This is a genomic window from Lonsdalea populi (genome assembly GCF_015999465.1).
In the GTDB taxonomy this organism is placed as follows: Bacteria; Pseudomonadota; Gammaproteobacteria; order Enterobacterales; family Enterobacteriaceae; genus Lonsdalea; species Lonsdalea populi.
In genome coordinates this window covers 1983591-2006318 of the sequence record NZ_CP065534.1, presented here as the reverse complement: position 1 = coordinate 2006318, position 22728 = coordinate 1983591, and the positions used below count along the sequence as shown (strand labels likewise).

Below are 22728 nucleotides of genomic sequence, written 5' to 3'. Positions count from 1 at the left end.
ATAAAGCCAACGGGAAGGGAATCGGCTGGTCTGCACGATGACCACGCAGACCAGCGGTCAAACTAGGCGGATTGCTTCTTCATCAGGCTCAGCATAAACAGCAGAGAGGCGCAGAGCACGACGGAGGGGCCGGCTGGCGTATTGGCGTCGGCGGAGAGCGCTAGCCCGCCTGTGACGGCAATCATCCCGATGACGATGGCGAATCCCGCCATCTGCTCGGGCGTACGGGCAAAGCGCCGCGCGGCCGCCGCTGGGATGATCAACAACGAGGTGATAATCAGCGCGCCGACAAACTTCATCGCCAGACCGATCGTCATGGCGGTCACCAGCATTAGCAGGAGCTTGCTACGCTGCACCGACACGCCGTCAACGTGCGCCAGCTCGGGACTGATGGTCATGGAAAGCAGTGAACGCCACTGCCAACACAGAAGAGAAACGACCACGACGACACCGCCGCCAATCAGCCACAAATCATCTGTTGTCACGGAGAGCAGGTCGCCGAATAGGTAGGCCATGAGGTCAACCCGGACGTTGCTCATCAGGCTCACCACAACCAGACCTAATGAGAGCGCGCTGTGCGCCATAATACCCAGCAGCGTATCGATGGCGAGATAGGGGCGACGTTCCAGCCAGACCAATCCCAGCGCCAGCGCCAGCGTGACGGCAATCACGGCGTAAAAGGGATTCACATCCAGCAGTAAACCAAAAGCGACCCCCAGCAGAGAAGCATGAGCGAGCGTATCGCCAAAGTAAGACATTCTGCGCCATACGACAAAGGAACCCAACGGACCGGCCGCCACGGCCAGCAATATTCCCGCCAGCCAGCCGGGAAACAGCAATTCGATCATGCGTCATCCTGCCTTTTCAAAATCACTTTTCCATTTAAATCATGTCGATGATTGTGGTGATGCCGGTAAACGGCCAGTTGTTCCGCGCCGTGCTGGCCAAACATCGCCAAAAATCCGGGGTGCAGCGAGACGACTTCCGGGGCGCCGGAGCAGCAAACATGCTGATTGAGACACAAGACCTCATCCGTTTTCGCCATCACCAGATGCAAGTCATGGGAAACCATCAAGACCCCGCAGCCATACTCCTGGCGTAGCTGATTGATCAGGTCGTACAGCGCTGACTGGCCGTTGACGTCGACGCCCTGCGTCGGTTCATCCAGCACCAGCAACTGGGGACGGGTCAGGATCGCGCGGGCCAGCAGCACACGCTGGGTTTCGCCGCCGGAGAGTTTCTGCATCGGTTGGTCCGGCAGATGTCCGGCATTGACGCGTTTCAATGCGGGCAGAATATCCCGTTTTTTGACGCCAGGACTGAGCTGCATAAAGCGGCTGACCGTGAGGGGCAGGGTGGCGTCGAGGTGCAGCTTCTGAGGTACGTAGCCAATGCGCAAACCGGGCGTTCGCGTCAACGTGCCGCCAGCAATGTCCTGTAGACCGAGTACGACTCTGACCAACGTCGATTTTCCAGCGCCGTTTGGGCCCAAAAGCGTGAGAATACGTCCGGATTGCAGCGTCAGCGAGATGTCGGAGAGTACGTGCCGACTGCCGAACTGGACGGAAATGTTATCGAGAGAAACCAGTGTAGACATAGAATTCTGCTTGCAGATACCTTGTGACGTTATAATATAACAAAAATTTTTCTGAATTCGATGGATGACCTGCCATGACACGCCGTAACTTACCCCCCTGGATCAAAAAAGCGCTAACCGCCGGCACATTGCTCGTGGCGGTAGGGGCTTCGCCGGTCACTTGTGCGGACGTTGTGACGTCCATTCGCCCGCTGGCTTTCATCGCCGCCGCTATTGCTGACGGAGTGACGCCGACGGGAGTGCTGCTGCCGGACGGCGCGTCGCCCCACGATTATGCCCTGCGTCCTTCTGATGTCCAGCGTTTACAGTCCTCTGAGTTGGTTATCTGGGTGGGGCCGGAGTTGGAAACCTTCTTGCAAAAGCCGCTGAGTCAAATTCCTGCGAACCGTCAGATCACGCTTTCCGCACAGCCAGCGATTGCAGCGGCAATGATCGAAGAGTCGCATCGCCACAGCGACCATGCGGATCATGACGAACATTCCCACGCTGCAGAGGCGCATGCCGAACACGACGGCCACCATCACGGTGAGTTTAATATGCACATCTGGCTGTCGCCGGAAATGGCGCAAGCGTCCGCCATCGCCATTCATGACAAATTATTGGAACTAATGCCGCAGAATAAGGACAAATTAGACGCGAATCTGACTCTTTTCACTGAGAAACTTGCGCAAACGGATAAAAATATTGTTAATATGCTGTCGCCTGTGCGGAACAAGGGCTATTTCGTGTTTCATGATGCCTATGGGTACTTTGAACAACACTACGGATTAAGCCCTCTTGGTTACTTCACCATCAATCCGGCCATCTCGCCTGGAGCACAGCGTTTACATCAAATACGAACACAGTTGGTTGAGCACAAAGCGGAATGCGTTTTTGCTGAGCCACAATTCAGGCCAGCGGTCATCAGTGCTGTCGCCAAGGGAACGCAGGTACGCATGGGCGTCCTGGACCCGTTGGGAAGCAACATCGCTCTGGATAAAGACGGCTATGCGCGTTTCCTGCTGCTACTGTCTAACCAGTATTTGAGCTGCCTGGAGAAAAAATCATGAGGATACGAATAAGTGCAGCAGATAGTCCGAACTATCGCTCAGGCGTATAACACTCTCCCGAGACCTCATCGCGTGATGTTGGGGTCGCTGACCATAGTCACTCTGGCCGTCGCCGTCTGGCGGCCAATGGTTTACCCCCCGGTCAATGATGCGCCTGTGATTATCAAAGATGCTGATAACGAAAAAAATCAGCCTAAAACGTTAACCCCCCCCGCCAGTGAACCGCTGGATGCGCCTTCTTCCGCTAACGCGAACTCCGCTGATAGCGACGACAATATGATGCTAGAGCAGCCGACGCCCTCGGACGATATCCCGAAGGATGAACTGGACGACAACGTTTCGGACGGCAATGCCGCGCATGAATACGTCGTATCCACCGGTGATACCCTCAGCAGTATTCTGACCCAGTACGGCATCGATATGTCTGATATTGCCGCTTTGGCGGAGAAGAATTCCGCATTGCGTAATCTGAAGATCGGTCAGCAGATATCCTGGGAGCTAGGACAAGATGGCGATTTGCGAAGTCTACGTTGGCAGGTTTCCCGTCGTGAGGTTCGCACTTACACCCGCAAAGGCGATGTCTTCAAGGAAGCGATCGAAAATATGCAGGGCGATTGGCACAACAAGGTGCTGACCGGGCGGCTTACCGGCAGTTTTGTCAACAGCGCGTTGAATGCCGGGCTGACCAATGGGGAAGTGCGCGAAGTCATCAAAGCGCTGCAGTGGCAGTTGGACTTCCGTAAATTGCGCCTTGACGATCGTTTCTCGGTGTTGATGTCCCGCGAAGTCCTGGATGGGCACAACGAACAAAGCGAGCTGCTGGCCGTTCGTTTGCGCAGCGGCGGTAAAGATTATTACGCATTCCGTTCCGAAGACGGGAAGTTCTACGATCGCGAAGGCTCGGGGTTGTCGCGCGGCTTTATGCGTTTCCCCACCATGAAACAGTTTAAAATCTCTTCCAACTTTAACCCTCGTCGGCTCAACCCGGTCACTGGGCGAGTGGCACCGCATCGCGGCGTCGATTTTGCGCTGCCGGTGGGAACGCCCGTCTTGGCTATCGGGGACGGGGAAGTGGTGGTCGCGAAGCGCGACGGAGCGGCAGGCAACTATATCGCCTTACGGCATGGTCGCCAGTACACCACGCGCTATATGCATCTGAGCCGACTTTTGGTTAAACCGGGTCAGAAAATTAAACGCGGTGACCGTATCGCGCTGTCGGGCAACACCGGCCGCTCAACGGGACCACATTTGCACTATGAAGTCTGGATCAACCAGCAGGCGGTCAACCCGCTGACGGCGAAGCTGCCGCGCTCTGAAGGGTTGGACGGCAAAGAACGTCGTGACTATCTGGCTCAGGTGCGTGAGATGCTGCCGCAGTTGCAACTGGACTGATTCTCCTAACGTCTTGCAACAGCCGGTCGCCTCATCGCCACCGGCTGTTTTTTTGTGGAGCACAGCCTCTCAGGACGGCGATCTGGCTTAAGGCATAGGCACTATCCAGACTGCATTAACGCGGTCTATATTGGGTACACAAGAGTAAACGCATGGATTATGTGAAGAAAAATCGATCTGAATTTATTCCCCAGTTTCAATCCGCTTTTTTTCTCCCACGTTATTGGGGGATCTGGCTGGGCGCGGGCGCGCTGGCGCTTGTCGCCTGTCTCCCGGCTAAGCTGCGCGATCCGGTGCTGGGCGCGTTAGGCCGAATGGTGGGACGCGTTTCTAAAGGTGCGCGCCGCCGTGCCCACATCAACCTGCAGCTGTGTATGCCAGAGATGAACGAACCCCAGCGAGAGAAGATCATCGACGATATGTTCGCGACGTCTATTCAGTCCATTGTGCTGATGGTTGAGCTGGCGATTCTCCCGGCCCGACGCGTTTATGAGCGAGTGCGGTGGCACGGTGAGGACATTATCGATACGTTGAGAGGCCAAGATCGCAACGTGATCTTTATGGTGCCTCATGGCTGGGCGGTCGATTTGCCGGCTATGCTGATGAGCTGGCGCGGCCAGAAAATGGCGGCGATGATCCACAACCAGACAAATGAGCTGGTTGACTATCTGTGGAACCGGCTGAGACGCCGTTTTGGCGGCCGATTGCACACGCGTAACGACGGTATCAAACCCTTTATCGGTTCGGTGCGGGAAGGCTATTGGGGTTACTATTTGCCGGACCAGGATCACGGGGCCAAGCACAGCGAATTCGTGGATTTCTTTGCCACCTACAAGGCCACGCTGCCCGCCGTCGGTCGTTTGATGAAAGTCTGCCGTAGCGAGATTGTCCCGCTATTCCCGGTCTACAATGCACGAACTTCGCTGCTGAATATCTATATTCGTCCGCCGATGAGCGATATCGCAGAAGCGGATGATGCAGGCATTGCGCGTCGGATGAATGAAGAATTGGAGTTTTTAGTGCGCCCCAATCCGGAACAGTACACTTGGATCCTGAAATTGTTGAAGACCCGCAAGCCGGGTGAAACTGAGCCTTATCTGCGCAAAGACTTGTAATATAGCGCGGGCTTCTTACGATATTAACGCGTCGCGTTATCATATTTCACCGGTGCCAGAAATAACGGCATCGATGAGTTTGGAAACAATTAATCATTAAACCTTACCCCATTTTAACGTCAGACATAATTAGCATTTTATTGATGCCCGACATTTTATTATCTCGGACAATTCCTCGTATTAATCTCCTTTGTCCTTTGTTATTACTTTATTCAAGGGCGCCATAACGGTGACTTCAGCGTTGGGCCTGTAAATCAAGTGAAGGAAAATGTCTGTCGCGTTTTATAAAACTGATCATATTAACTAAATCGTGCGGTAGAAGGATATTCATTATGCATTTCAAACCGATATTTTTAGGTGTCTTACTGGCTACATCAGTACTGGGTTGTTCGGCGGCGAACGCAGCGGATGAGTCTGTTCACGGTAACCCTATAGCATCTGTGGTGACGAGCCAAAGCCGCGCGGCATCGGCTGACCATACCGCTAAAAAACTGGAGGTAGAACGTGAAGCGGCCAATTCTCGCGCTGAAAGCCGTCAGAAAGCGGTACAAAAGAAAAATAATGACATGCAAGAAAAGGTGAAAACAAAAAATTCAGCCGCAAAGCATCACGCCAATAATGTGAATTCGGCGAAAGAGAAACCGCAGGAATTATATCCGCCTAAAAATAAACCATAAAAAGTGTCAGAAAATAGAAATGGGTTGTGATGGAGTGAGAATATCCAACGTGGATGATTGAATTCACGTAGCGATTATCGTCCCTTTGAAATACATTGCCTATTTCGGACACTCTTTACCTTTTATCCTCCGATAAAGAAGCCGGAATATCCGGCTTCTTTCTTTTTCATCCATCAATTCCCTCGCGGAAGACGATGACTCGGCATTATTCGCTTATTCGACTCGCAAGATCCTGACCGTATTCGTGGTGCCTACGGTGCCCATAACATCGCCCTGAGTGACGATCACCAGGTCTCCGGACATCAGGAAGCCCTTGTCGCGCAGCAGAATGACGGCATCGTTCGCGGCTTTTACGCCGTCAGAATAACGAGTGAATTGAACGGGGGTGACGCCGCGATAGAGCGCGGTCAGGTTCAGCGTACCTTCATGGCGCGACATCGCGAAAATAGGCAAACCTGAACTGATGCGAGACATCATCAGTGCGGTACGACCGGACTCGGTCATCGCGACGATGGCGGTCACGCCTTTCAGATGGTTGGCTGCGTACATGGCTGACATCGCCACCGACTCTTCGACGTTATCGAATTCGGCGTCAAGACGGTGCGTGGATACGTTGATGCTCGGGATTTTTTCGGCGCCCAGGCACACGTTGGCCATCGCAGCTACGGTTTCCGCCGGGTATTGGCCCGCGGCGGTCTCTGCTGACAGCATGACGGCGTCGGTGCCGTCCAGCACGGCGTTGGCGACGTCCATGACTTCCGCGCGTGTCGGCATCGGATTGGTGATCATGGACTCCATCATCTGCGTCGCGGTGATGACGGCACGGTTAAGCTTGCGGGCGCGCCGGATCAACTTTTTCTGAATGCCGACCAGCTCAGGGTCGCCGATTTCTACGCCCAGATCGCCTCGGGCGACCATGACGACGTCGGAAGCCAGGATGATGTCGTCCATCGCTTCGTCCGTCGCGACGGCTTCCGCGCGTTCGACTTTGGATACGATCTTGGCTTCACAGCCCGCCTCTAAGGCTAATTGGCGTGCGTAATTAAGATCGGCGCCGGTACGAGGGAAAGATATGGCCAGATAGTCCACGCCGATTTTGGCGGCGGTTACGATATCCGCTTTGTCTTTGTCGGTCAGCGCAGCCGCTGAGAGTCCGCCACCCAGTTTGTTGATGCCTTTGTTATTCGACAGCGGGCCCCCGACGGTCACTTCGGTATAGACTTTCAAATCATCGACGTTAAGCACTTTGAGCCGAACGCGACCATCATCCAGCAGCAGGATGTCGCCGGGGACAACATCATCGGGCAAACCCTTGTAGTCGATGCCGACGCCTTCTTTATTGCCTTCCCCGCGACCCAGATTGGCATCGAGCAGGAATTTGTCGCCGACGTTGAGGAATATCTTGCCTTCCTTGAAGGTGGACACGCGAATTTTCGGCCCCTGGAGATCGCCAAGAATAGCGACGTGGCGGCCTAATCTTGCCGCAATTTTACGCACATTATCGGCACGTAGTTGGTGATCTTCTGAGGTGCCGTGAGAGAAGTTCATGCGGACGACATTCGCACCAGCGGCAATAATCTTTTCCAGATTATTGTCGCGGTCGGTTGCCGGTCCCAGAGTGGTAACAATCTTCGTTCTTCTTAACCGTCTGGACATGGATGACTCCGTTGACTGGTGAAGCTGGAATGGGGCGATAGTATCTAAAACACGGCTGACGCTTCTCTCTGGGGGAGAGGGCGATCCGCACAAAGGGGGATGCCGTGGCGGTTGAACCGTACCGGTGAAAAGCAGCAGCACCGGCCTGAGTGAAAATCAATTATACGGGGTGATGAACGGACCTTCTTTATCAAAACGCGATTCTTTCAAGGCTTCTTTGACGCGTTTCAAGTTATCTCTAAATTTCGCGCCGCGCCGTAGCGTAAACCCTGTCGCCAGTACATCAATCAGCGTGAGTTGGGCGATGCGCGATATCATCGGCATGTAGACGTCGGTATCCTCCGGGACTTCCAGCCGTAGGGTTAATGACGCCTCTCGTGCCAGCGGCGTACCTTCTGATGTTATAGCGATGACCGTCGCGTCATTTTCGCGGGCAATGCGCGCCATGTCTACCATGGTTTTGGTGCGACCGGTGTGCGAAATCAACACCACGACGTCGCCTTCGCCTGAATTCATGCAGCTCATACGCTGCATGACGACATCGTCGAAGTAGGCCACGGGGACATTGAAGCGAAAGAATTTGTTCATAGCGTCATGCGCAACGGCCGCCGAAGCCCCGAAGCCAAAGAAGGAAATTTTGCGGGCCTGGGTCAGTAGGTCGACCGCTCGGTTGATGGCGGTGACGTCGAGACACGATTTGGCATGTTCCAGGCCGGCCATGGTGGACTCGAAGATTTTGGCGGTGTAGGCCTCGACCGTATCATCCTCTTCCACATTGCGGTTCACATAAGGCGTGCCTTTAGCAAGACTTTGCGCCAGCTGCAGTTTGAAATCGGGGAAGCCCTTGCTGTCCAACCGCCGACAGAATCGGTTGACGGTAGGTTCGCTGACGTCCGCCAATTTAGCGAGTGTCGCTATACTGGAATGGATAGCTGACTGCGGTGAGGCGAGAATGACTTCAGCCACCTTTCTTTCTGACTTACTCAACCGATCCAGGTGAGTCCGTATTTTATCCAGCATTTTCATAGAGTGATACCATCAATGGTCATGTCGATTTCAACCAGAGGTGAATCGATGTGAATTTCGTGGAAATATACTATGCGCTAACCTGGCGTGGCAGAGGGCGGCGCGGGGTAATTGTGATTTTTTCACCAGAACATGACGTGTGTCCAACTTTCAAAATAGTCACTCACTGTCAAAATGGTTAGCTATTTTCTTCTCAACGATCCGTGTCGCTATCAGTACTTCGAAGGAAAGACTCAGCTATCACGTTGTTACACCTAGGTTTGTAGGTATATCGCAGGCTAACGGTTTACTGGTCCCAGCCAAAAATAGTACATTACATATGTAATAAAATTACAGAATCCTGCAATGAGGAGATAGAACATGGCGGTAACGTCAACGGCCCAGGCATGTGACCTGGTGATTTTCGGTGCAAAAGGGGATTTGGCGCGCCGTAAATTGCTGCCTTCACTATACCAATTGGAAAAAGCAGGTCACATCCACCCGGACACCCGTATCATCGGCGTCGGCCGAGCGGACTGGGACAAAAAGGCCTATACCAAAGTCGTGCGGGAAGCGCTGGATACCTTTCTTAAAGAGCCGCTGGACGAGAAGCTGTGGAAAACACTGAGCGAGCGGCTTGATTTCTGCAATCTGGATGTACAGGATGCCGCGGGGTTCAAGCGATTGGGCGATATGCTTGACCAGAAAAACCGCGTGACGATTAACTATTTCGCCATGCCGCCGAGCACTTTTGGGGCTATCTGCGGTGGTCTTGGCAACGCGGGGCTCAACAAAGAGCCCGCTCGCGTTGTGATGGAAAAACCGCTGGGAACCGATCTGGCTTCTTCGCAGGTCATCAATGATCAGGTGGCGGAGCACTTCAACGAATGTCAAGTTTACCGCATTGACCATTATCTCGGAAAAGAAACGGTACTGAACCTGCTGGCGTTACGTTTCGCCAACTCGCTGTTTGCCCATAATTGGGATAACAGTACCATCGATCACGTTCAGATTACCGTCGCTGAAGAAGTCGGTATCGAAGGCCGCTGGGGATATTTCGATCAGGCCGGACAGATGCGCGACATGATCCAGAACCATCTGTTGCAGATCCTGACCATGATCGCGATGTCGCCGCCATCTGATCTAACGACGGATCGCATCCGTGATGAGAAGGTCAAGGTACTGCGATCGCTGCGCCGTATTGACCGCTCCAACATTCATGACACTACCGTCCGCGGCCAATACACTTCCGGATTCGTTCAGGGCAAGAAAGTACCGGGCTATCTGGAAGAGGAGGGCGCGAATAAATTCAGTAATACTGAGACGTTTGTCGCCATTCGCGTGGATATCGACGATTGGCGCTGGTCCGGCGTGCCATTCTACCTGCGCACCGGAAAACGGTTGCCAAGCAAATGTTCAGAAGTCGTGGTGTACTTTAAAAACCCGGCGCTGAATCTATTCCATGATTCTTATCAGCAACTGCCGCAGAACAAACTGATTATTCGTCTTCAGCCTGACGAAGGGATCGAAATTCAGATTTTAAACAAGATCCCGGGTCTGGATCATAAGCACCGACTGCAGACGACCAAGCTGGATCTCAGCTTCTCCGAAACGTTCAATCAGGAGCATCTGGCGGACGCTTACGAGCGTTTGCTGCTGGAAACGATGCGAGGTATTCAGGCGTTGTTCGTTCGACGTGACGAAGTGGAAGAAGCCTGGAAATGGGTAGATTCCATTATGGAAGCCTGGGATCAGGACAACGATGCGCCTAAACCTTATCAGGCTGGCACATGGGGCCCGGTGGCGTCCGTGGCGATGATTACCCGTGATGGCCGTTCCTGGAATGAAGTCGAATAGTCATTATCCGCTGCCTGCGGCTGTCGGGCGCTAAGCGGTAATAAATCCTGGCGCGGTCTACTGATGGGGCGACCGCGCCAAATTAATCAATGTCCATTGGGTATGACTGGAGAAAGCGCTTAATGAAAAACTGGAAAACCAGTGCGGAACAGATTTTGACGGCTAGCCCGGTTATTCCGGTGATCGTCGTAAATAAACTGGAACATGCGGTTCCGATGGCGAAAGCCTTGGTCGCCGGCGGCATCCGCGTACTGGAACTCACGTTGCGCACCGAATGTGCGGTAGAAGCGATTCGCCTGATTGCGAAAGAAGTGCCGGACGCGATCGTGGGGGCGGGAACGGTAACCAATCCTCAGCAACTGGCACAGGTGGTCGGTGCCGGCGCGCAGTTCGCCATCAGCCCAGGTTTGACTGAACCGCTGTTGAAAGCGGCGACGGCGGGCGATATTCCGCTGATTCCAGGTATCAGCACCGTTTCAGAACTGATGCTGGGTATGGATTACGGATTGACTGAGTTCAAATTCTTCCCGGCTGAGGCTAACGGTGGCGTGAAAGCCCTGCAGGCTATCGCAGGTCCGTTCAGCAAAATCCGTTTCTGCCCAACCGGCGGTATTACGCCGAACAACTATCGCGACTATCTGGCGCTGAAAAGCGTGCTGTGCGTAGGCGGCTCATGGCTGGTGCCAGCTGACGCGCTGGAGTGCGGCGATTATGGTCGCATCACAGAACTGGCTCGTACCGCCATTAACGGCGCTCAAGCCTGATTTGGCACATCGAACGCGGACATAGTGTGAATGACGCTTTGACCGTGTATCGCGCCAGCGCTAAACCATCTCTTCGGAGATGGTTTTTTGTTTGACGATGACCCCAATTTGGTCGTTCGCTGGACTGCGCCCAAACTCTTTAATCCCTTTTATCAATTGATTAGGATCTGCCAGCCGCTGTTTTACAAGACCTGGCCCTGCAATCCCTCGTGTGATGTCTCTATGGCTCTTGCAGGCTGGGCTTTCGATGCATCACTTAGTGAAAACTGATCTCACTAAATCCGCAACAGTTGTGGTACTCCTCAAAGCCAGCATGCGCTGCGGCTATCAGTGTATTATTCACCGCTGCATCATCCCCAATTATGGGACGAATAAACGTGTAATGCGTGAAGCTTCCGGACGTGGCGCATGGATATTGCTTTACGCGATTTGATGCTTTGCCTGTACCAACCGTTTTCATCCTATGTCCAATGTTGTCTGGGCCTATTCTCCAGATGTCAATCGACACGCTCGGGGTGATACCCATGATTGCTCGGCGATAGTGTGAGATATCGAATGAGGCAGAGAAAAAGGGCGCAGGCAGGCTGCGCCGCTATATGTCAACCGTTGGCCTGGACCGCGGCGGCGGCGGCTTTGGCGCGCTGCACGGCAGCGTCTGTTGTAACACCCATCGCCAACGCGACGCCCATTCGACGCTGGCCGTTAATTTCCGGCTTGCCGAACAGGCGGATTTGCGTCTGTGGCCGCAGAGCTTGCTCCAGTCCCTGATAGCGGACGTCGCTGCTGGTCAGACTTGGCAGTATCACGGCAGAAGCGGCAGCGCCGTATTGGCGAATGGCGCCAACCGGCAGGCCGAGGAAAGCGCGAACGTGCAATGCGAACTCGGACAGATCCTGCGAGATCAACGTCACCATTCCGGTATCGTGCGGTCGCGGCGAAACTTCGCTGAAAATGACCTCATCGCCACAGATGAACAGTTCAACGCCGAATAGGCCGTAGCCGCCGAGCGCTTTAACGACCTTGCCGGCGATAGCTTTTGCCCGCTCAAGCGCCACAGCGCTCATCTGCTGCGGCTGCCAGGATTCACGGTAGTCTCCATCCTCCTGGCGGTGTCCAATCGGAGCGCAAAAATGAAGGCCATCGACGGCGCTGACGGTGAGCAGGGTGATTTCGAAATCAAATTTCACCAGCCCTTCAACAATCACTTTTCCGCCTCCGGCCCGTCCGCCTTCCTGCGCATAGCGCCAGGCCGAGTCCAGTTGCTGCGCGTCACGAATCAGGCTCTGGCCTTTCCCTGATGAGCTCATGACGGGTTTTACAATGCAGGGAAAACCCATGTTCTGCGCGGCTTCGCGAAAACTTTCAGCGTTGTCGGCAAACTGGTAGGGAGAGGTCGGAACGCCTAGCGTTTCCGCAGCCAGACGGCGAATGCCTTCCCGATTCATGGTTAATCGGGTGGCCTGAGCGCATGGGACGACGCGCTGCCCCTGTTTCTCAAGAGCCACCAGCGTCTCGGTGGCGATGGCTTCGATTTCGGGGACGATGTAGTCAGGTTTTTCCTGAGCAATCAGCCGTTCGAGCGCTTCGCCGTCCAGCATGTTAATGACGTGACTACGGTGAGCGACCTGCATGGCCGGCGCATCGGCGTAGCGATCCACCGCGATGACTTCAATTCCCAAACGTTGGCATTCAATCGCCACTTCTTTTCCTAGCTCGCCCGATCCCAGCAGCATGACGCGGGTGGCTCCAGGACGCAGGGCGGTTCCAATTGTTAACATAAAAGTAGTATCCGAGGCGGTTAATAAGAATTCCGGCGCAGTATAAACGAAACCGTTTGCGTGCGCATCCGGCGGACATTTCAAGTTATTTGGATGGTGATTTTGCAGAGGCAAGTAAGGGGGGAAGAAAACCGTCATCACTTGACCGATGACGGCACTAACGGATCATTTACCGTTAGGGTCGTAGGGCAGGGTGGAGAACTGCAAAGAAAGCTGACGATAGAAGCTGACCCGTTCGCGGAAATAATCGCGCAAATGTGCGGGCTGCTGTTGTTCAAGCACGTCAGGGATGACCGGCATGTTATAGCGCTCTTTGAAAGCGACGCCGGAAGCGGCGAGATCGACGTTTACTTTTTCCATCTCTTCGAATGGAAGGTCGGCCAGATTATGTCCCATGATGTCCTCCTGTGTATGGCGCGACAAACATAAAACAGCCCGGATAAAATGGCAAGTTACGTCAGGCTTTGCTTAGACGCCTCTGTTTTTATGGCAAGGAAAATGAGTCGTTAAATTAAATTTCCAATAATGAAAATCATTATCAAATCAAATTTGATGTCGACAGAGAACAATGAAAACCATTCTCATAGATAAATGATAATACTTTGAATTTGGGATAAAAATAATGAGATCATTAGTTAATAGTATGTTTTTAATTTTTATATTTTTGTGCATAATGCCTTTCGAATAATCCCCTGTCAGTGGAAAAGGATTTAACATGTTAAAAAAAGAAATGATTGAAAAGCTGAATGAACAGCTGAACCTAGAGTTCTACTCAGCCAACCTGTATTTGCAGATGAGCGCGTGGTGTGGAAATAAAGGCTTTGAAGGTGCATCGGCTTTCCTGAAGTCTCACTCTCAGGAAGAAATGGAGCACATGCAGCGTCTGTTTGACTACCTGGACGATACGGGAAGTATGCCGATCCTCGGCGCTATCGAAGCTCCGCCGGTAGAATTCGACTCTCTGACTGATATTTTCAAGTTGACCTTCGAACACGAACAGTTGATTACCGGAAAGATTAATGAACTCGCGCATGCGGCCATGACGTTGCAGGATTATTCCACGTTTAATTTCTTGCAATGGTATGTAGCTGAGCAGCATGAAGAAGAGAAGCTGTTCAACTCTATTCTGGATAAATTGGCGATGGTAAGCACTTCCGAAGGTGGACTGTTCTTTATCGATCAAGATCTCAAAAGAATGGCAGCCAGCACCACGCCTGCTGCCTGATAACGGCACAAAGGCGATGCTGATGCTGATGCTGTGTCGCCTTATATTTTTTTTCCAATCCCCCCCTGGCTCGACTTCTCTCAAGTCAGTCGTTATGATCCCACTGCGTTTATTCGTGACGGCATAAGTCAAAAATCCTTGTAAATACGACGATCTATTCTGCTGTGGAAATCAAAATGAAAAATTTAATTTGGCTCCTGTTAACGGCCGCTTTTTGCGCTTCAGCGCACGCGGCGGCGGGGATCGCGAACATCAGCAAACTGCAATATGGCGATAACTGGGCATTTACTCGTGAAGAAGTGCAGTTGATCTGCCGCCCCGGTAACGCGCTCTATGTCATCAATCCCGGCACATTGATGCAATATCCGCTAAACGATGTCGCGCGGACACAGGTTCGACAGGGTAAGGTTAACGCTCAGTCGCTGGATATCATCCTGCTGGACGATCCCCGCCAACCCGGGCAGAAAAAAAGTTTGCAACCGTTTGTGAGCCGTGCGCAACAGCTGTGCAAGTGACCTAAGCGTTCTTCATCCAACATGTTATTGATGGTGGGAGAGCTACGATGACCAAGTTCGTGATCACAAAAATGTGTTTAATAACGGCTAAAAGTACTAAGTTGGCTCATACATAGCTGGAAAAGGGAAATGCCTCGTCTACGCTTAAAGGGTGGGTTCCCAAGCCTGCGTCAATGCCAACTTTTAGCGCACGGCTCTACCCCAGAGCCATTTCCCTAGACCGAATACAGGAGTCGTATTCGGTCTTTTTTTATTGATTGTTTTTTTCTAGCCCGAATACAATATCCGTCTTTTTTATAAAAGGTATATTCTTTAGCCCTCCCCTGACCCTGCTTCATTCGTTCGATATTTAATATATTGAACTGACTAGATAATTCAGGATCATTGGCAATTGCTAGCCAAAACGCTTTACGGAATTGGTCGAAGTGGGTAAATGTTTTGCCATTCAGCTTATCGGCAATCTGAGTGGGTATTAGCGCTCCTAGCCCTGAGCTGGCGGCTTCCAGCCACTTTCCTTCCCCGGTCAGTATTTCTCTTTGTCCCGTCACGGTGCCCGGTTCATCTCTTGCTGTCGACTTTAGGTAAACATAGATCGGTTTAGTTGCAGGAAAACACGCGTGACCACTGCCAATGTCGTTTAGACGGGCGGCTTCCGGCATAGTAAAAATCCCTTTACTGTAAAGACCACTTTAATGTTGCTTGAAAGTCAGACGTCAGACAGTTAGCCACCTCGGCATTGTAGGTAGCTACAATTAGTTAAATCGAACACCTGAGATCGTTGTCATTTCATGCATAAAGGGTCATTCCGTAAGCGTCAAGTCTTGGCGATAAGGGTCCTGCATTTTTCTATCGATGGAAGAAAGAAGATAAGTCTCTAGGTGATTTCAAACGGTGGGTAAAAACGCTTTGTCCGGGGTTGCTTGTAAAGAATGCTACTGCATAGCGCGTCATCGTCTAACCAACACCTGGTGTGTTGAGTGACGGCAGCGACGAATTTTTGGCGACAAATACGGATGACTACCGCCCTTAAAACAAAAGTACCAAAGTGACAGAGGGGGGAACAACGTTCATCTCTCTGGCACTTGTGCGTCGTCAGTCATTCAATACAACTGGCACGGGATAACCCGAAGCTATCGCTTATCACCGCATTATTCTGCTGTCACTGTACCAACGCAAAGTCACGCGTTCACCGGTTTTCATTGCCGGGAGGTCAGCGCCGTATTTTGCTCGGACCTTTTTGGGCCGTAGGCATTAAAACTAAGAATATCCAGAAAGGGTAGAATCAACGCCTGCCGAGTGGTTCCTTCAGTGGTGCAATGTTCAGAGCCTTTTTGACATGCTCTATATGATTTTTTAGCCGAGCCTTGAAGCTTTTCATTCCTTAATCACACAGAGGAAATGGTGGTTGAAAATAAAAGAACCTCTTCATTTTTGCTTCACTCTTTCACGCAAATACTTTCTACATATTCGTCAATTTTCGTAAGTCGGACTTGGAATAAGTCGATCATGTGATCTTGTTCTGGCTCAGGAAGTTGACGAAATAATTTAAGCATTCGCATTTCACGTTCTTTCAGTCCAGAGCCTTCGTCTACTTTTTTACCAAACAGCCAGGCGACAGAAACACCGCTAGCATCCGCTACGGCGAGTGCGGAGGCTTTGCTTATCGTTCCCGTTCTAAACCATCCGGTAACCGCTTGCTTGCTAACGTTTGCGGCTCTGGCCATATCGGCTTTGGAAAAACCGTTGATATTGAGTTCAGCGAGTCTGGAAATAAGACGATGGTCTAGATCTTTCATTAGCATAAGGTTTATTTTAAGCCGAGATTTTAGTTCGGCGTGGTTAAGTACAAGTTGACTTTTATAAAAGTAATTCTGTTTCGCCACATGAATATATTCAGGGTAAAAAATGTCAAGTGATGTTCTGATTAAAAATAACCATGTAGCAAGTGTGTTGTTATTGTAAGGTTAATTTACGCTTGATGCCATGTAGCGAAATGATGTCACTCTGGTAATGTTTTTCTCTCTATTAAATAACTGGCACCATCGATGTGTGATTATTTCCCATTGACCCTCGTATTTAACTAGCTTCATATTATCGGATCAACAGTTATTGGTCATGAACTGAGTGAGAGATTAGTTTAATTCGGCATCAACGAACTTTTGAAGGCGACTTCACGGGTGGAGATAACCTTATAGTGTTGGGATAACAGCATGAAGCAAAGCTGAATTTTACGGGAGGTTGAGTCTGCATGGTTAGTTATAATATGGCTGCGCTTGAGAAGCGCCTTAGGATGCTCAGCGGTTATCCAGTTAGAGTCAAGCGTCAACGTCATAGCTGACCTTAAGGTGGCGTAGGCCACCTTAAGGTCAGCAAACACCGAAGGGACCTTCTTCCCGATAGTGCTTAACGGCATCGGCCGCAACGAGGATCTCTTTTTTTAATGCGTCATCCACCCGGACGCACCAAAGTTTGTCATCTTCGATTTTGTGGATAACCATCCTGGGCCCCCCGGTTTTGCTCTGGATAACATCACCTTCTTTAAACATAAATTCTTCCTCAGTTGGGTAATTTATTTTTATTATAGCAAGTTTACCCTATTTGGCGGTTATATCACGACGAAATGAGTCAACGAATAACCCTTGAATAGCACAACGGTTTTTCGCGTCAAAAACATGAATTTTCATCGTCTAATGCTATGAACAGATGGATAAAACCTGGCTTAACGATGTTGAATTTAATCCTGCTTTCGTCTGACAGGACTTATATTCAGTAACTCCAAAAAGGAAATGGCATGAAATTAGATAATATTATTAGCATAAAAACAATCGCGGTCTTGGCTTTATTTTTTATGGATGTATCAGTGGCGAAATCACCTGTTTTTAGCGATGAACAGGTAAAAAAATCCATTATTCAGGATTCAATCAGCAATTATCCACGAAATTGTCCATGCCCTTATAACTTAGCTAGGAATGGTAGCCGGTGCGGCGGTCGAAGCGCATGGCGTCGGGCTGGGGGCTATGCCCCTATTTGCTATGAAAATGAAGTATCAAAACAGATGGTTGAGGCGTGGAGGAGTCAGCATTAACCGATGCGATACCCTGACGTCATCATTGTGGAAAACAGGTTCTAAATTCTGCCATGAATGCCCTGATTGTTTTTTAAAACATTAATGGCGGTTTGCATGGCGATTTTATCATCACGCCGTTTCTGGCGGCCCTGCATGACCTGCAGAAACTCCAGCAGGGTGCGTGTATTGACGGGACGGCCAATTTTCATCACTTCCAGAACGGCGTTGCCTAAAATAATTTTGACAGGAGGAAGTTGAGCGGGATACCAGTCAAGGGTGTCTTCTGATTTCATACGAAAAATCTCTGGGAAGGGCAGTATAGCACGGTGTCGTTCTTCGGTTCACAAACTCATCCGCTCATGTTCGCTGTTAATAAGCTCTTTACCGGGTCAGTGAGGTGTCCTTCATGAGAAATGTTGAACCTGATGGTATCCTGCCTGCTACTTGGTTGGGAAGGAAAAGGCGCTCACGACGAATAAGAGGATGGGAAGTCTGGGCTGACCTGAATGCCTGTTGTGTATGTCAAGAAATGCATCCTGATAGCATCATGGTGAAGCCTCAATTGATGTCAGCCCGGGGACGGAAGCGCTCCACGTTCAAAATCACTATTCCGTCCGGTTATTATTATTTTTGTCGCTACCTGTATCCTTATCCCCTTGGTCGCGGGCGCGACGCTGAAGAAACAGCTCTATCGTCTGATAACCCGCAATCCCCAGTGCTGCGCCAATGCCATCAATGGCTATGGAGGACAGCGTCGGGAATTGTATCAACGCGACACCGGCAATCATCGACACAAAACCTCCCAGTAATAATCGACCGGTAAATTGCCCTAGGCTAATGGGTTTGCCACTGATTAGAATTTTGCCTACGGCAATCAGCAGGCCGATAAGGAATAGCGACATAATACTTTTATCTGTTTCACTCATGATGTTAATTCCTCTTTTAGGACGTTCTATGGGGACAAACTCTCCCTTGGTCAATGCATCCCCCGTCCAAACGGTAATTTAAGCTGGGTTTAATTAGCTTCCCTATGGCTCGACACGGACCAGGAAGAAAATACTGATCGTTCCTCATTCGCCACATTGCGATGCCTGTACCGTTATGTAACCAGTTTAAGTCCATTGAGGGCCAGTGCCGGGGGTTGTATGAGCCCAGAGCAAACAGTGGGTTAAGAAAAAGGAGGGATGGCGGGATTGAGGCATGCCGCTGAACTCAGCGGCAACCAACAGAGAGTATTGATACGCAAAATTGTATTGCAGTCAATTTGTAGTGACGGTGTTACTTATTGTCACCTTCAATCTCGCGTTTGGGATCGCGTGAGGAATGAGTGCTCTGACGTTTAGCCTGATACATCGCCGTGTCTGCTTCGTGAATGAAGTGATTAACATCCAGACGATCATATTTACCTAAGAGAGCAATACCCACGCTGGCGGTAAGAACGATGTCATGGCTGTGAATGCGAGTGGGCTTTTCAATGCGTTCTTTCAGCGTGCGGCAGATCTCCTCTACTTCACCCGCCATGTCTTTGCGTTCATGCAGCACCATGACGAACTCATCTCCCGACAACCGTCCGATAAGATCGTTGGGTCGAGTATTTTGGCCTAAGATGTGTGCAAAAGTTTTGATTACCCGATCGCCAAATTCGTGTCCGTAATGGTCGTTGTAGTGTTTGAAGTTATCCAGATCGAAGAACAGCAACGCCAGACCGCTCTGCCGAGGCTTCATCGCAAGCTGGTTAAGGTAGGAGATAACGGCGCGGCGGTTGGGCAATCCGGTGAGATGATCGTGATTGGCTTCAAATTTAAGCTGATCGCGAAGAGACGTCAGATCGGTTATATCGGTGGAAAAGACGTAGACGCCTTGTGCCGGCGGTTCTGCCGGGACCATCTGCGTATGATAGGTGGTATGGACTCCGGGAGGCAAGTCGACGGTATGTTCAATATGTACCGGGTGCCGGGTTTTGCGCACCTTATCCAATAACGGCATGAACAGTTGGCGCTCCTTTGCACGCAAAACTGTGCTGAGATGCGAGTTAATGGGCTCATTCCCTTGACTTCCCAGCAGCACTTTAAGGTGATGATTCGCGAAGGTGAAGATATTTTCCGGGCTGATGCAGGAGATCATCGCGGGAATATGATCGGTAATATCCTGAATAAACTGATGGCTGCGCTGCAGCTCTTCCGTGCGTTGCTCTACGCGTTGCTCCAACTCCTTACTTAGCGTAAGTAGCGCGGTTTCTGAGGCTTTCTGATTGCTGATGTCGGTTATCGCCAGCAGCAGGCCATGCTGACTGCCATCGGGGTTGTACAGAAGAGCCACCGAAACCATCGCCCACATCAACGAGCCGTCCATCCGGTAATAGCGCTTCTGAAACGTCGTATTGCGATTGCCCTTTTTTAGAAGGTTATCGTAACGCTCTTTGGTCAGCGCGAGATCGCCCGGGTACGTCACACTTTCCATCGTGGTCTGCAACAGCCCTTCCTCGGTATACCCCAGCATTTTGCAGATCGTATGGTTGACTCTGATCGGTTTTTTATCCGGCGTCATCAGCACAAGGCCAATGGCTGCCTGAGAAAAAATCTGACGGTTGACGTAGTCCGCCCGGTGAAGCATATCCCGCGTGCTTTCGGCTTCGGCCTGCATCTCAACTCTCTGCAGATAGGTTTGCACCACATAAGCCATATCGCTCAGGTGTTCGAGTTTTTTACTGGTGAATTTAACCGGCTGACTGTGATAAAGGCAAAGAGCCCCCAGAGGAATACCGTAGAACGAGCGTAGTGGATAACTAGCATGGAATCGGACCTGTTGCTTGCCCGTCACCAACGGATTAGCGCTGAATCTGGTATCTTTACGCGCGTCGGGAACGATAAGCGGCGCGTTGGAAGCCACCGCGTGGACGCAAAACGAGATCGACAACGGTGTTTCCGAGTAGGGGAAATTTCGCCGTGATAGCGACCATTGGCGGTCGGTGTCAATTAACGAGATCACCACGCTGTCAACCTCGAAGAAGGACTGGGTAATGCGGGTGATACGTTCCAATTCTTCGACCGGTCGCGTATCCAGGATATTCATCATACGTAGAAGGGCACTCCGTTGTTCCTGTGCGCCGGCGTCGAGAGGCGGAATCATGGTTATGCCTTAAGTTATTAGCTGTTGTGGTCAATACCCAGATGGAGGGTGGTTCAATAAGAGAATAGCCATCCCGGTATGTATAGAGGTTGTCAGGCCTAAAATCCCGTACCCCAGTGTGGCCGCACGTTCACCTTAAACAAGAGGAAGCATGTTGAAGCTGAGTGACAGCAGAAACGCGCCTCTTAGGAAGAGAACGCACGGGTTCCATTTCGGCATAAAACAACACTCGGGGTTTTATGCCGAAAATGTCCGCCGCTTATAGCGTAAGTGACTGCTGCTGAGTTGCATTATAGCCAGAAACTCCCATGCACCAGAGATTTCTCACTAGAACTGACTAATAAGAAAGAAAAATTATATGGAAAACAATTCATACTTGCCAATAAACCACTCCGTAAATGCCAATAAGGTGATCAGCCGATGACGCTCGCTATGGCGTCATGCCGACTCTTCGCGTGTGTGGACGCAGGCGCCGTTAACGTAAGTTTTGGCCACATTGCGGTCATCGCCTTGCATCATTAAGGCAAACAGTTTCTCATCCAGCGTGGTCGCCCGATCCTGGCGTAGTTGCTGCAATGGCGTGTTCGCCCAGTCGAGTACGACGAAATCCGCTTCTTTGCCCGGCAGGAAGTTTCCCAGCTTGTCATCCAATGACAGCGCCTCCGCGCCTCCTAACGTCGCCTGGTACAAACCTTCTCGGGCGGACAGTCTCTCGCCCAGCAACTGTTGCACCTTGTAACCCTCGTTCAGCGTTTGCAGCAGCGATAAACTGGTGCCTGCTCCGACATCCGTTCCCATACCCACGCGGATTCCGGCTGCTTTCAGCGAGTGTAATGGAAACAATCCGCTGCCCAGAAACAGGTTGGAACTTGGGCAGAAGGCGACGGAGGAGCGACTGCTAGACAAGGTGTCAACTTCGTCTTTTTCGAGATGAAGGGCGTGTGCGAACAGACAACGAGGGCCGGTCAGACCGTGATGGTGATAGACATCCAGATAGTGGCGATGCTCGGGAAATAAGGATTTGACCCAGGCGATTTCCTGCTTGTTCTCACTAAGATGCGTTTGCATATAAACGTCCGGAAACTCGCGCAGCAGTTCACCCGCCAGTCTTAATTGTTCCGGCGTTGAAGTCGGCGCAAAACGTGGCGTTACCGCATACAGCAGCCGCCCATGATGATGCCATTTTCGAATCAGGGCTCGGCTGTCCTGATAGCTTTGTTGCGCGTCATCGCACAGCGCGGCAGGCGCGTGACGATCCATCATCACTTTTCCGGTAATCAGCCTCATCGCTTTATCTGCCGCCGCGCTAAATAGCGCGTCGACGGACTGGGGATGCATCGTCGCAAAAACCATCGCGCTGGTGGTGCCGTGTCGCAGGAGTTCACGGATAAACACGTGGGACATTTGGTGGGCATAGTCGGCATCCGCATATTTTTGCTCGGTCGGGAACGTATAGGTATTCAGCCATTCCAGCAGTTGTTCACCGTAGGAGGCGATCATTTCGACCTGGGGAAAATGGACGTGAGTATCGATGAAGCCGGGCATGATCAACTGACCCCGATAATCCCTTACCGCCATAGGGACCAATTCGTCGGCGGCGACGTCTGCATAATTCATCGCCTTTAGCACCTTACCATTCCGGACAATCAACAAACCATCGTCAATAAAGTGGGTGGCTTCTTCTGGGTGGTGCCGTGGGTCGGCGGTGAAATAAAGCAGGCTGGCGCGGTACGCCTGAGTTTCAACGGCATCAATCATTCACTCCTCCATGAAAAGATTCGATAGATTTGTCCATAAATAAGGTCTCAGAACATTCATTGATGGCAATGGAAAACATCGGCTGATTTTTGAGTGTGTTCTCCTGCGGCAGCAATTCGTCTTCTTGCTGGCGCAGTCCTGCAT

22 protein-coding genes are annotated in these 22728 nt (G+C 51.3%); 9 read left to right on the top strand and 13 right to left on the bottom strand.

The window, feature by feature from the left end:
• Positions 1–62: 62 nt before the first annotated feature.
• On the bottom strand, positions 63–848 hold the full coding sequence (gene znuB / locus I6N93_RS08770; protein WP_085686415.1) for a zinc ABC transporter permease subunit ZnuB: 786 nt from the start codon (positions 846–848) through the stop codon (positions 63–65).
• On the bottom strand, positions 845–1597 hold the full coding sequence (gene znuC / locus I6N93_RS08765) for a zinc ABC transporter ATP-binding protein ZnuC (RefSeq protein WP_085686414.1): 753 nt from the start codon (positions 1595–1597) through the stop codon (positions 845–847). The genes znuB and znuC overlap by 4 nt, the downstream gene beginning before the upstream one ends.
• Before the next feature lie 74 nt (positions 1598–1671).
• Between znuC and znuA the strand changes: the two genes are divergently transcribed.
• The 4 genes from znuA to I6N93_RS08745 all read left to right on the top strand — a co-directional run bounded on the left by znuA (position 1672) and on the right by I6N93_RS08745 (position 5830).
• Positions 1672–2646: a zinc ABC transporter substrate-binding protein ZnuA gene (znuA, locus tag I6N93_RS08760; RefSeq protein WP_085686412.1), complete on the top strand. Its 975-nt coding sequence runs from the start codon at positions 1672–1674 to the stop codon at positions 2644–2646.
• Between the two features lie 12 nt (positions 2647–2658).
• Complete coding sequence (gene mepM, locus I6N93_RS08755) at positions 2659–4038, top strand: murein DD-endopeptidase MepM (RefSeq protein ID WP_085686410.1); 1380 nt, start codon at positions 2659–2661, stop codon at positions 4036–4038.
• Positions 4039–4190: 152 nt separating this feature from the next.
• Positions 4191–5153 (top strand): lauroyl-Kdo(2)-lipid IV(A) myristoyltransferase, encoded by a 963-nt coding sequence (gene lpxM, locus I6N93_RS08750; RefSeq protein WP_085686409.1) that lies wholly within the window; start codon positions 4191–4193, stop codon positions 5151–5153.
• Positions 5154–5485: 332 nt separating this feature from the next.
• Positions 5486–5830 carry a hypothetical protein gene (locus I6N93_RS08745; RefSeq protein ID WP_085686407.1) on the top strand — a complete coding sequence of 115 codons (345 nt, stop codon included), beginning with the start codon at positions 5486–5488 and terminating at the stop codon, positions 5828–5830.
• A 213-nt stretch (positions 5831–6043) separates the two neighbouring features.
• Here I6N93_RS08745 and pyk read toward each other — a convergent pair whose 3' ends face one another.
• Both pyk and I6N93_RS08735 read right to left on the bottom strand, forming a co-directional pair.
• The gene (gene pyk / locus I6N93_RS08740) at positions 6044–7486 is read right to left on the bottom strand and encodes a pyruvate kinase (protein ID WP_085686405.1); all 1443 of its coding nucleotides are present in this window, start codon (positions 7484–7486) and stop codon (positions 6044–6046) included.
• Between the two features lie 156 nt (positions 7487–7642).
• A complete protein-coding gene (locus I6N93_RS08735; RefSeq protein WP_085686403.1) occupies positions 7643–8512 on the bottom strand; it encodes a MurR/RpiR family transcriptional regulator in 870 nt (289 codons plus the stop codon).
• A gap of 360 nt (positions 8513–8872) precedes the next feature.
• On the opposite strand from I6N93_RS08735, the gene zwf reads away from it, so the two are divergent.
• Positions 8873–10348 (top strand): glucose-6-phosphate dehydrogenase, encoded by a 1476-nt coding sequence (gene zwf / locus I6N93_RS08730; protein ID WP_085686401.1) that lies wholly within the window; start codon positions 8873–8875, stop codon positions 10346–10348.
• Positions 10349–10470: 122 nt separating this feature from the next.
• The gene (locus I6N93_RS08725; protein WP_085686399.1) at positions 10471–11112 is read left to right on the top strand and encodes a bifunctional 4-hydroxy-2-oxoglutarate aldolase/2-dehydro-3-deoxy-phosphogluconate aldolase; all 642 of its coding nucleotides are present in this window, start codon (positions 10471–10473) and stop codon (positions 11110–11112) included.
• Positions 11113–11711: 599 nt separating this feature from the next.
• Here the strand turns inward: I6N93_RS08725 and purT are convergent.
• Both purT and I6N93_RS08715 read right to left on the bottom strand, forming a co-directional pair.
• Entirely contained in the window at positions 11712–12890 is a 1179-nt protein-coding gene (purT, locus tag I6N93_RS08720; RefSeq protein WP_085686548.1) for a formate-dependent phosphoribosylglycinamide formyltransferase, read from the bottom strand.
• A 165-nt stretch (positions 12891–13055) separates the two neighbouring features.
• Positions 13056–13286 carry a DNA polymerase III subunit theta gene (locus I6N93_RS08715; protein WP_085686397.1) on the bottom strand — a complete coding sequence of 77 codons (231 nt, stop codon included), beginning with the start codon at positions 13284–13286 and terminating at the stop codon, positions 13056–13058.
• A 319-nt stretch (positions 13287–13605) separates the two neighbouring features.
• On the opposite strand from I6N93_RS08715, the gene ftnA reads away from it, so the two are divergent.
• Together ftnA and I6N93_RS08705 are read left to right on the top strand one after the other, a co-directional pair.
• A complete protein-coding gene (gene ftnA / locus I6N93_RS08710; RefSeq protein ID WP_085686395.1) occupies positions 13606–14115 on the top strand; it encodes a non-heme ferritin in 510 nt (169 codons plus the stop codon).
• 176 nt (positions 14116–14291) lie between these two features.
• Positions 14292–14630 (top strand): YebY family protein, encoded by a 339-nt coding sequence (locus I6N93_RS08705; protein WP_085686393.1) that lies wholly within the window; start codon positions 14292–14294, stop codon positions 14628–14630.
• Between the two features lie 215 nt (positions 14631–14845).
• Here the strand turns inward: I6N93_RS08705 and I6N93_RS08700 are convergent, their stop codons facing one another.
• The 3 genes from I6N93_RS08700 to I6N93_RS08690 form a co-directional block, all read right to left on the bottom strand.
• A complete protein-coding gene (locus tag I6N93_RS08700; protein WP_085686391.1) occupies positions 14846–15289 on the bottom strand; it encodes a PAAR domain-containing protein in 444 nt (147 codons plus the stop codon).
• A gap of 777 nt (positions 15290–16066) precedes the next feature.
• Positions 16067–16426, bottom strand: coding sequence for a transcriptional regulator (locus tag I6N93_RS08695; RefSeq protein ID WP_373853600.1), 360 nt, complete (start codon positions 16424–16426; stop codon positions 16067–16069).
• Positions 16427–16996: 570 nt separating this feature from the next.
• Complete coding sequence (locus I6N93_RS08690; protein ID WP_085686387.1) at positions 16997–17176, bottom strand: DUF2158 domain-containing protein; 180 nt, start codon at positions 17174–17176, stop codon at positions 16997–16999.
• A gap of 245 nt (positions 17177–17421) precedes the next feature.
• Between I6N93_RS08690 and I6N93_RS08685 the strand changes: the two genes are divergently transcribed.
• Entirely contained in the window at positions 17422–17715 is a 294-nt protein-coding gene (locus I6N93_RS08685) for a hypothetical protein (protein WP_085686386.1), read from the top strand.
• A gap of 41 nt (positions 17716–17756) precedes the next feature.
• Here I6N93_RS08685 and I6N93_RS08680 read toward each other — a convergent pair whose 3' ends face one another.
• From I6N93_RS08680 to guaD, 4 genes are all read right to left on the bottom strand, one after another.
• Positions 17757–17990 carry a hypothetical protein gene (locus I6N93_RS08680; RefSeq protein ID WP_085686384.1) on the bottom strand — a complete coding sequence of 78 codons (234 nt, stop codon included), beginning with the start codon at positions 17988–17990 and terminating at the stop codon, positions 17757–17759.
• Between the two features lie 312 nt (positions 17991–18302).
• Positions 18303–18623, bottom strand: coding sequence for a phage holin family protein (locus tag I6N93_RS08675; protein WP_085686382.1), 321 nt, complete (start codon positions 18621–18623; stop codon positions 18303–18305).
• Positions 18624–18975: 352 nt separating this feature from the next.
• On the bottom strand, positions 18976–20772 hold the full coding sequence (locus I6N93_RS08670; RefSeq protein ID WP_232099974.1) for a sensor domain-containing diguanylate cyclase: 1797 nt from the start codon (positions 20770–20772) through the stop codon (positions 18976–18978).
• Between the two features lie 492 nt (positions 20773–21264).
• Positions 21265–22584, bottom strand: a complete 1320-nt coding sequence (guaD, locus tag I6N93_RS08665; RefSeq protein WP_085686378.1) for a guanine deaminase — start codon at positions 22582–22584, stop codon at positions 21265–21267.
• Between the last annotated feature and the right edge of the window lie 144 nt (positions 22585–22728).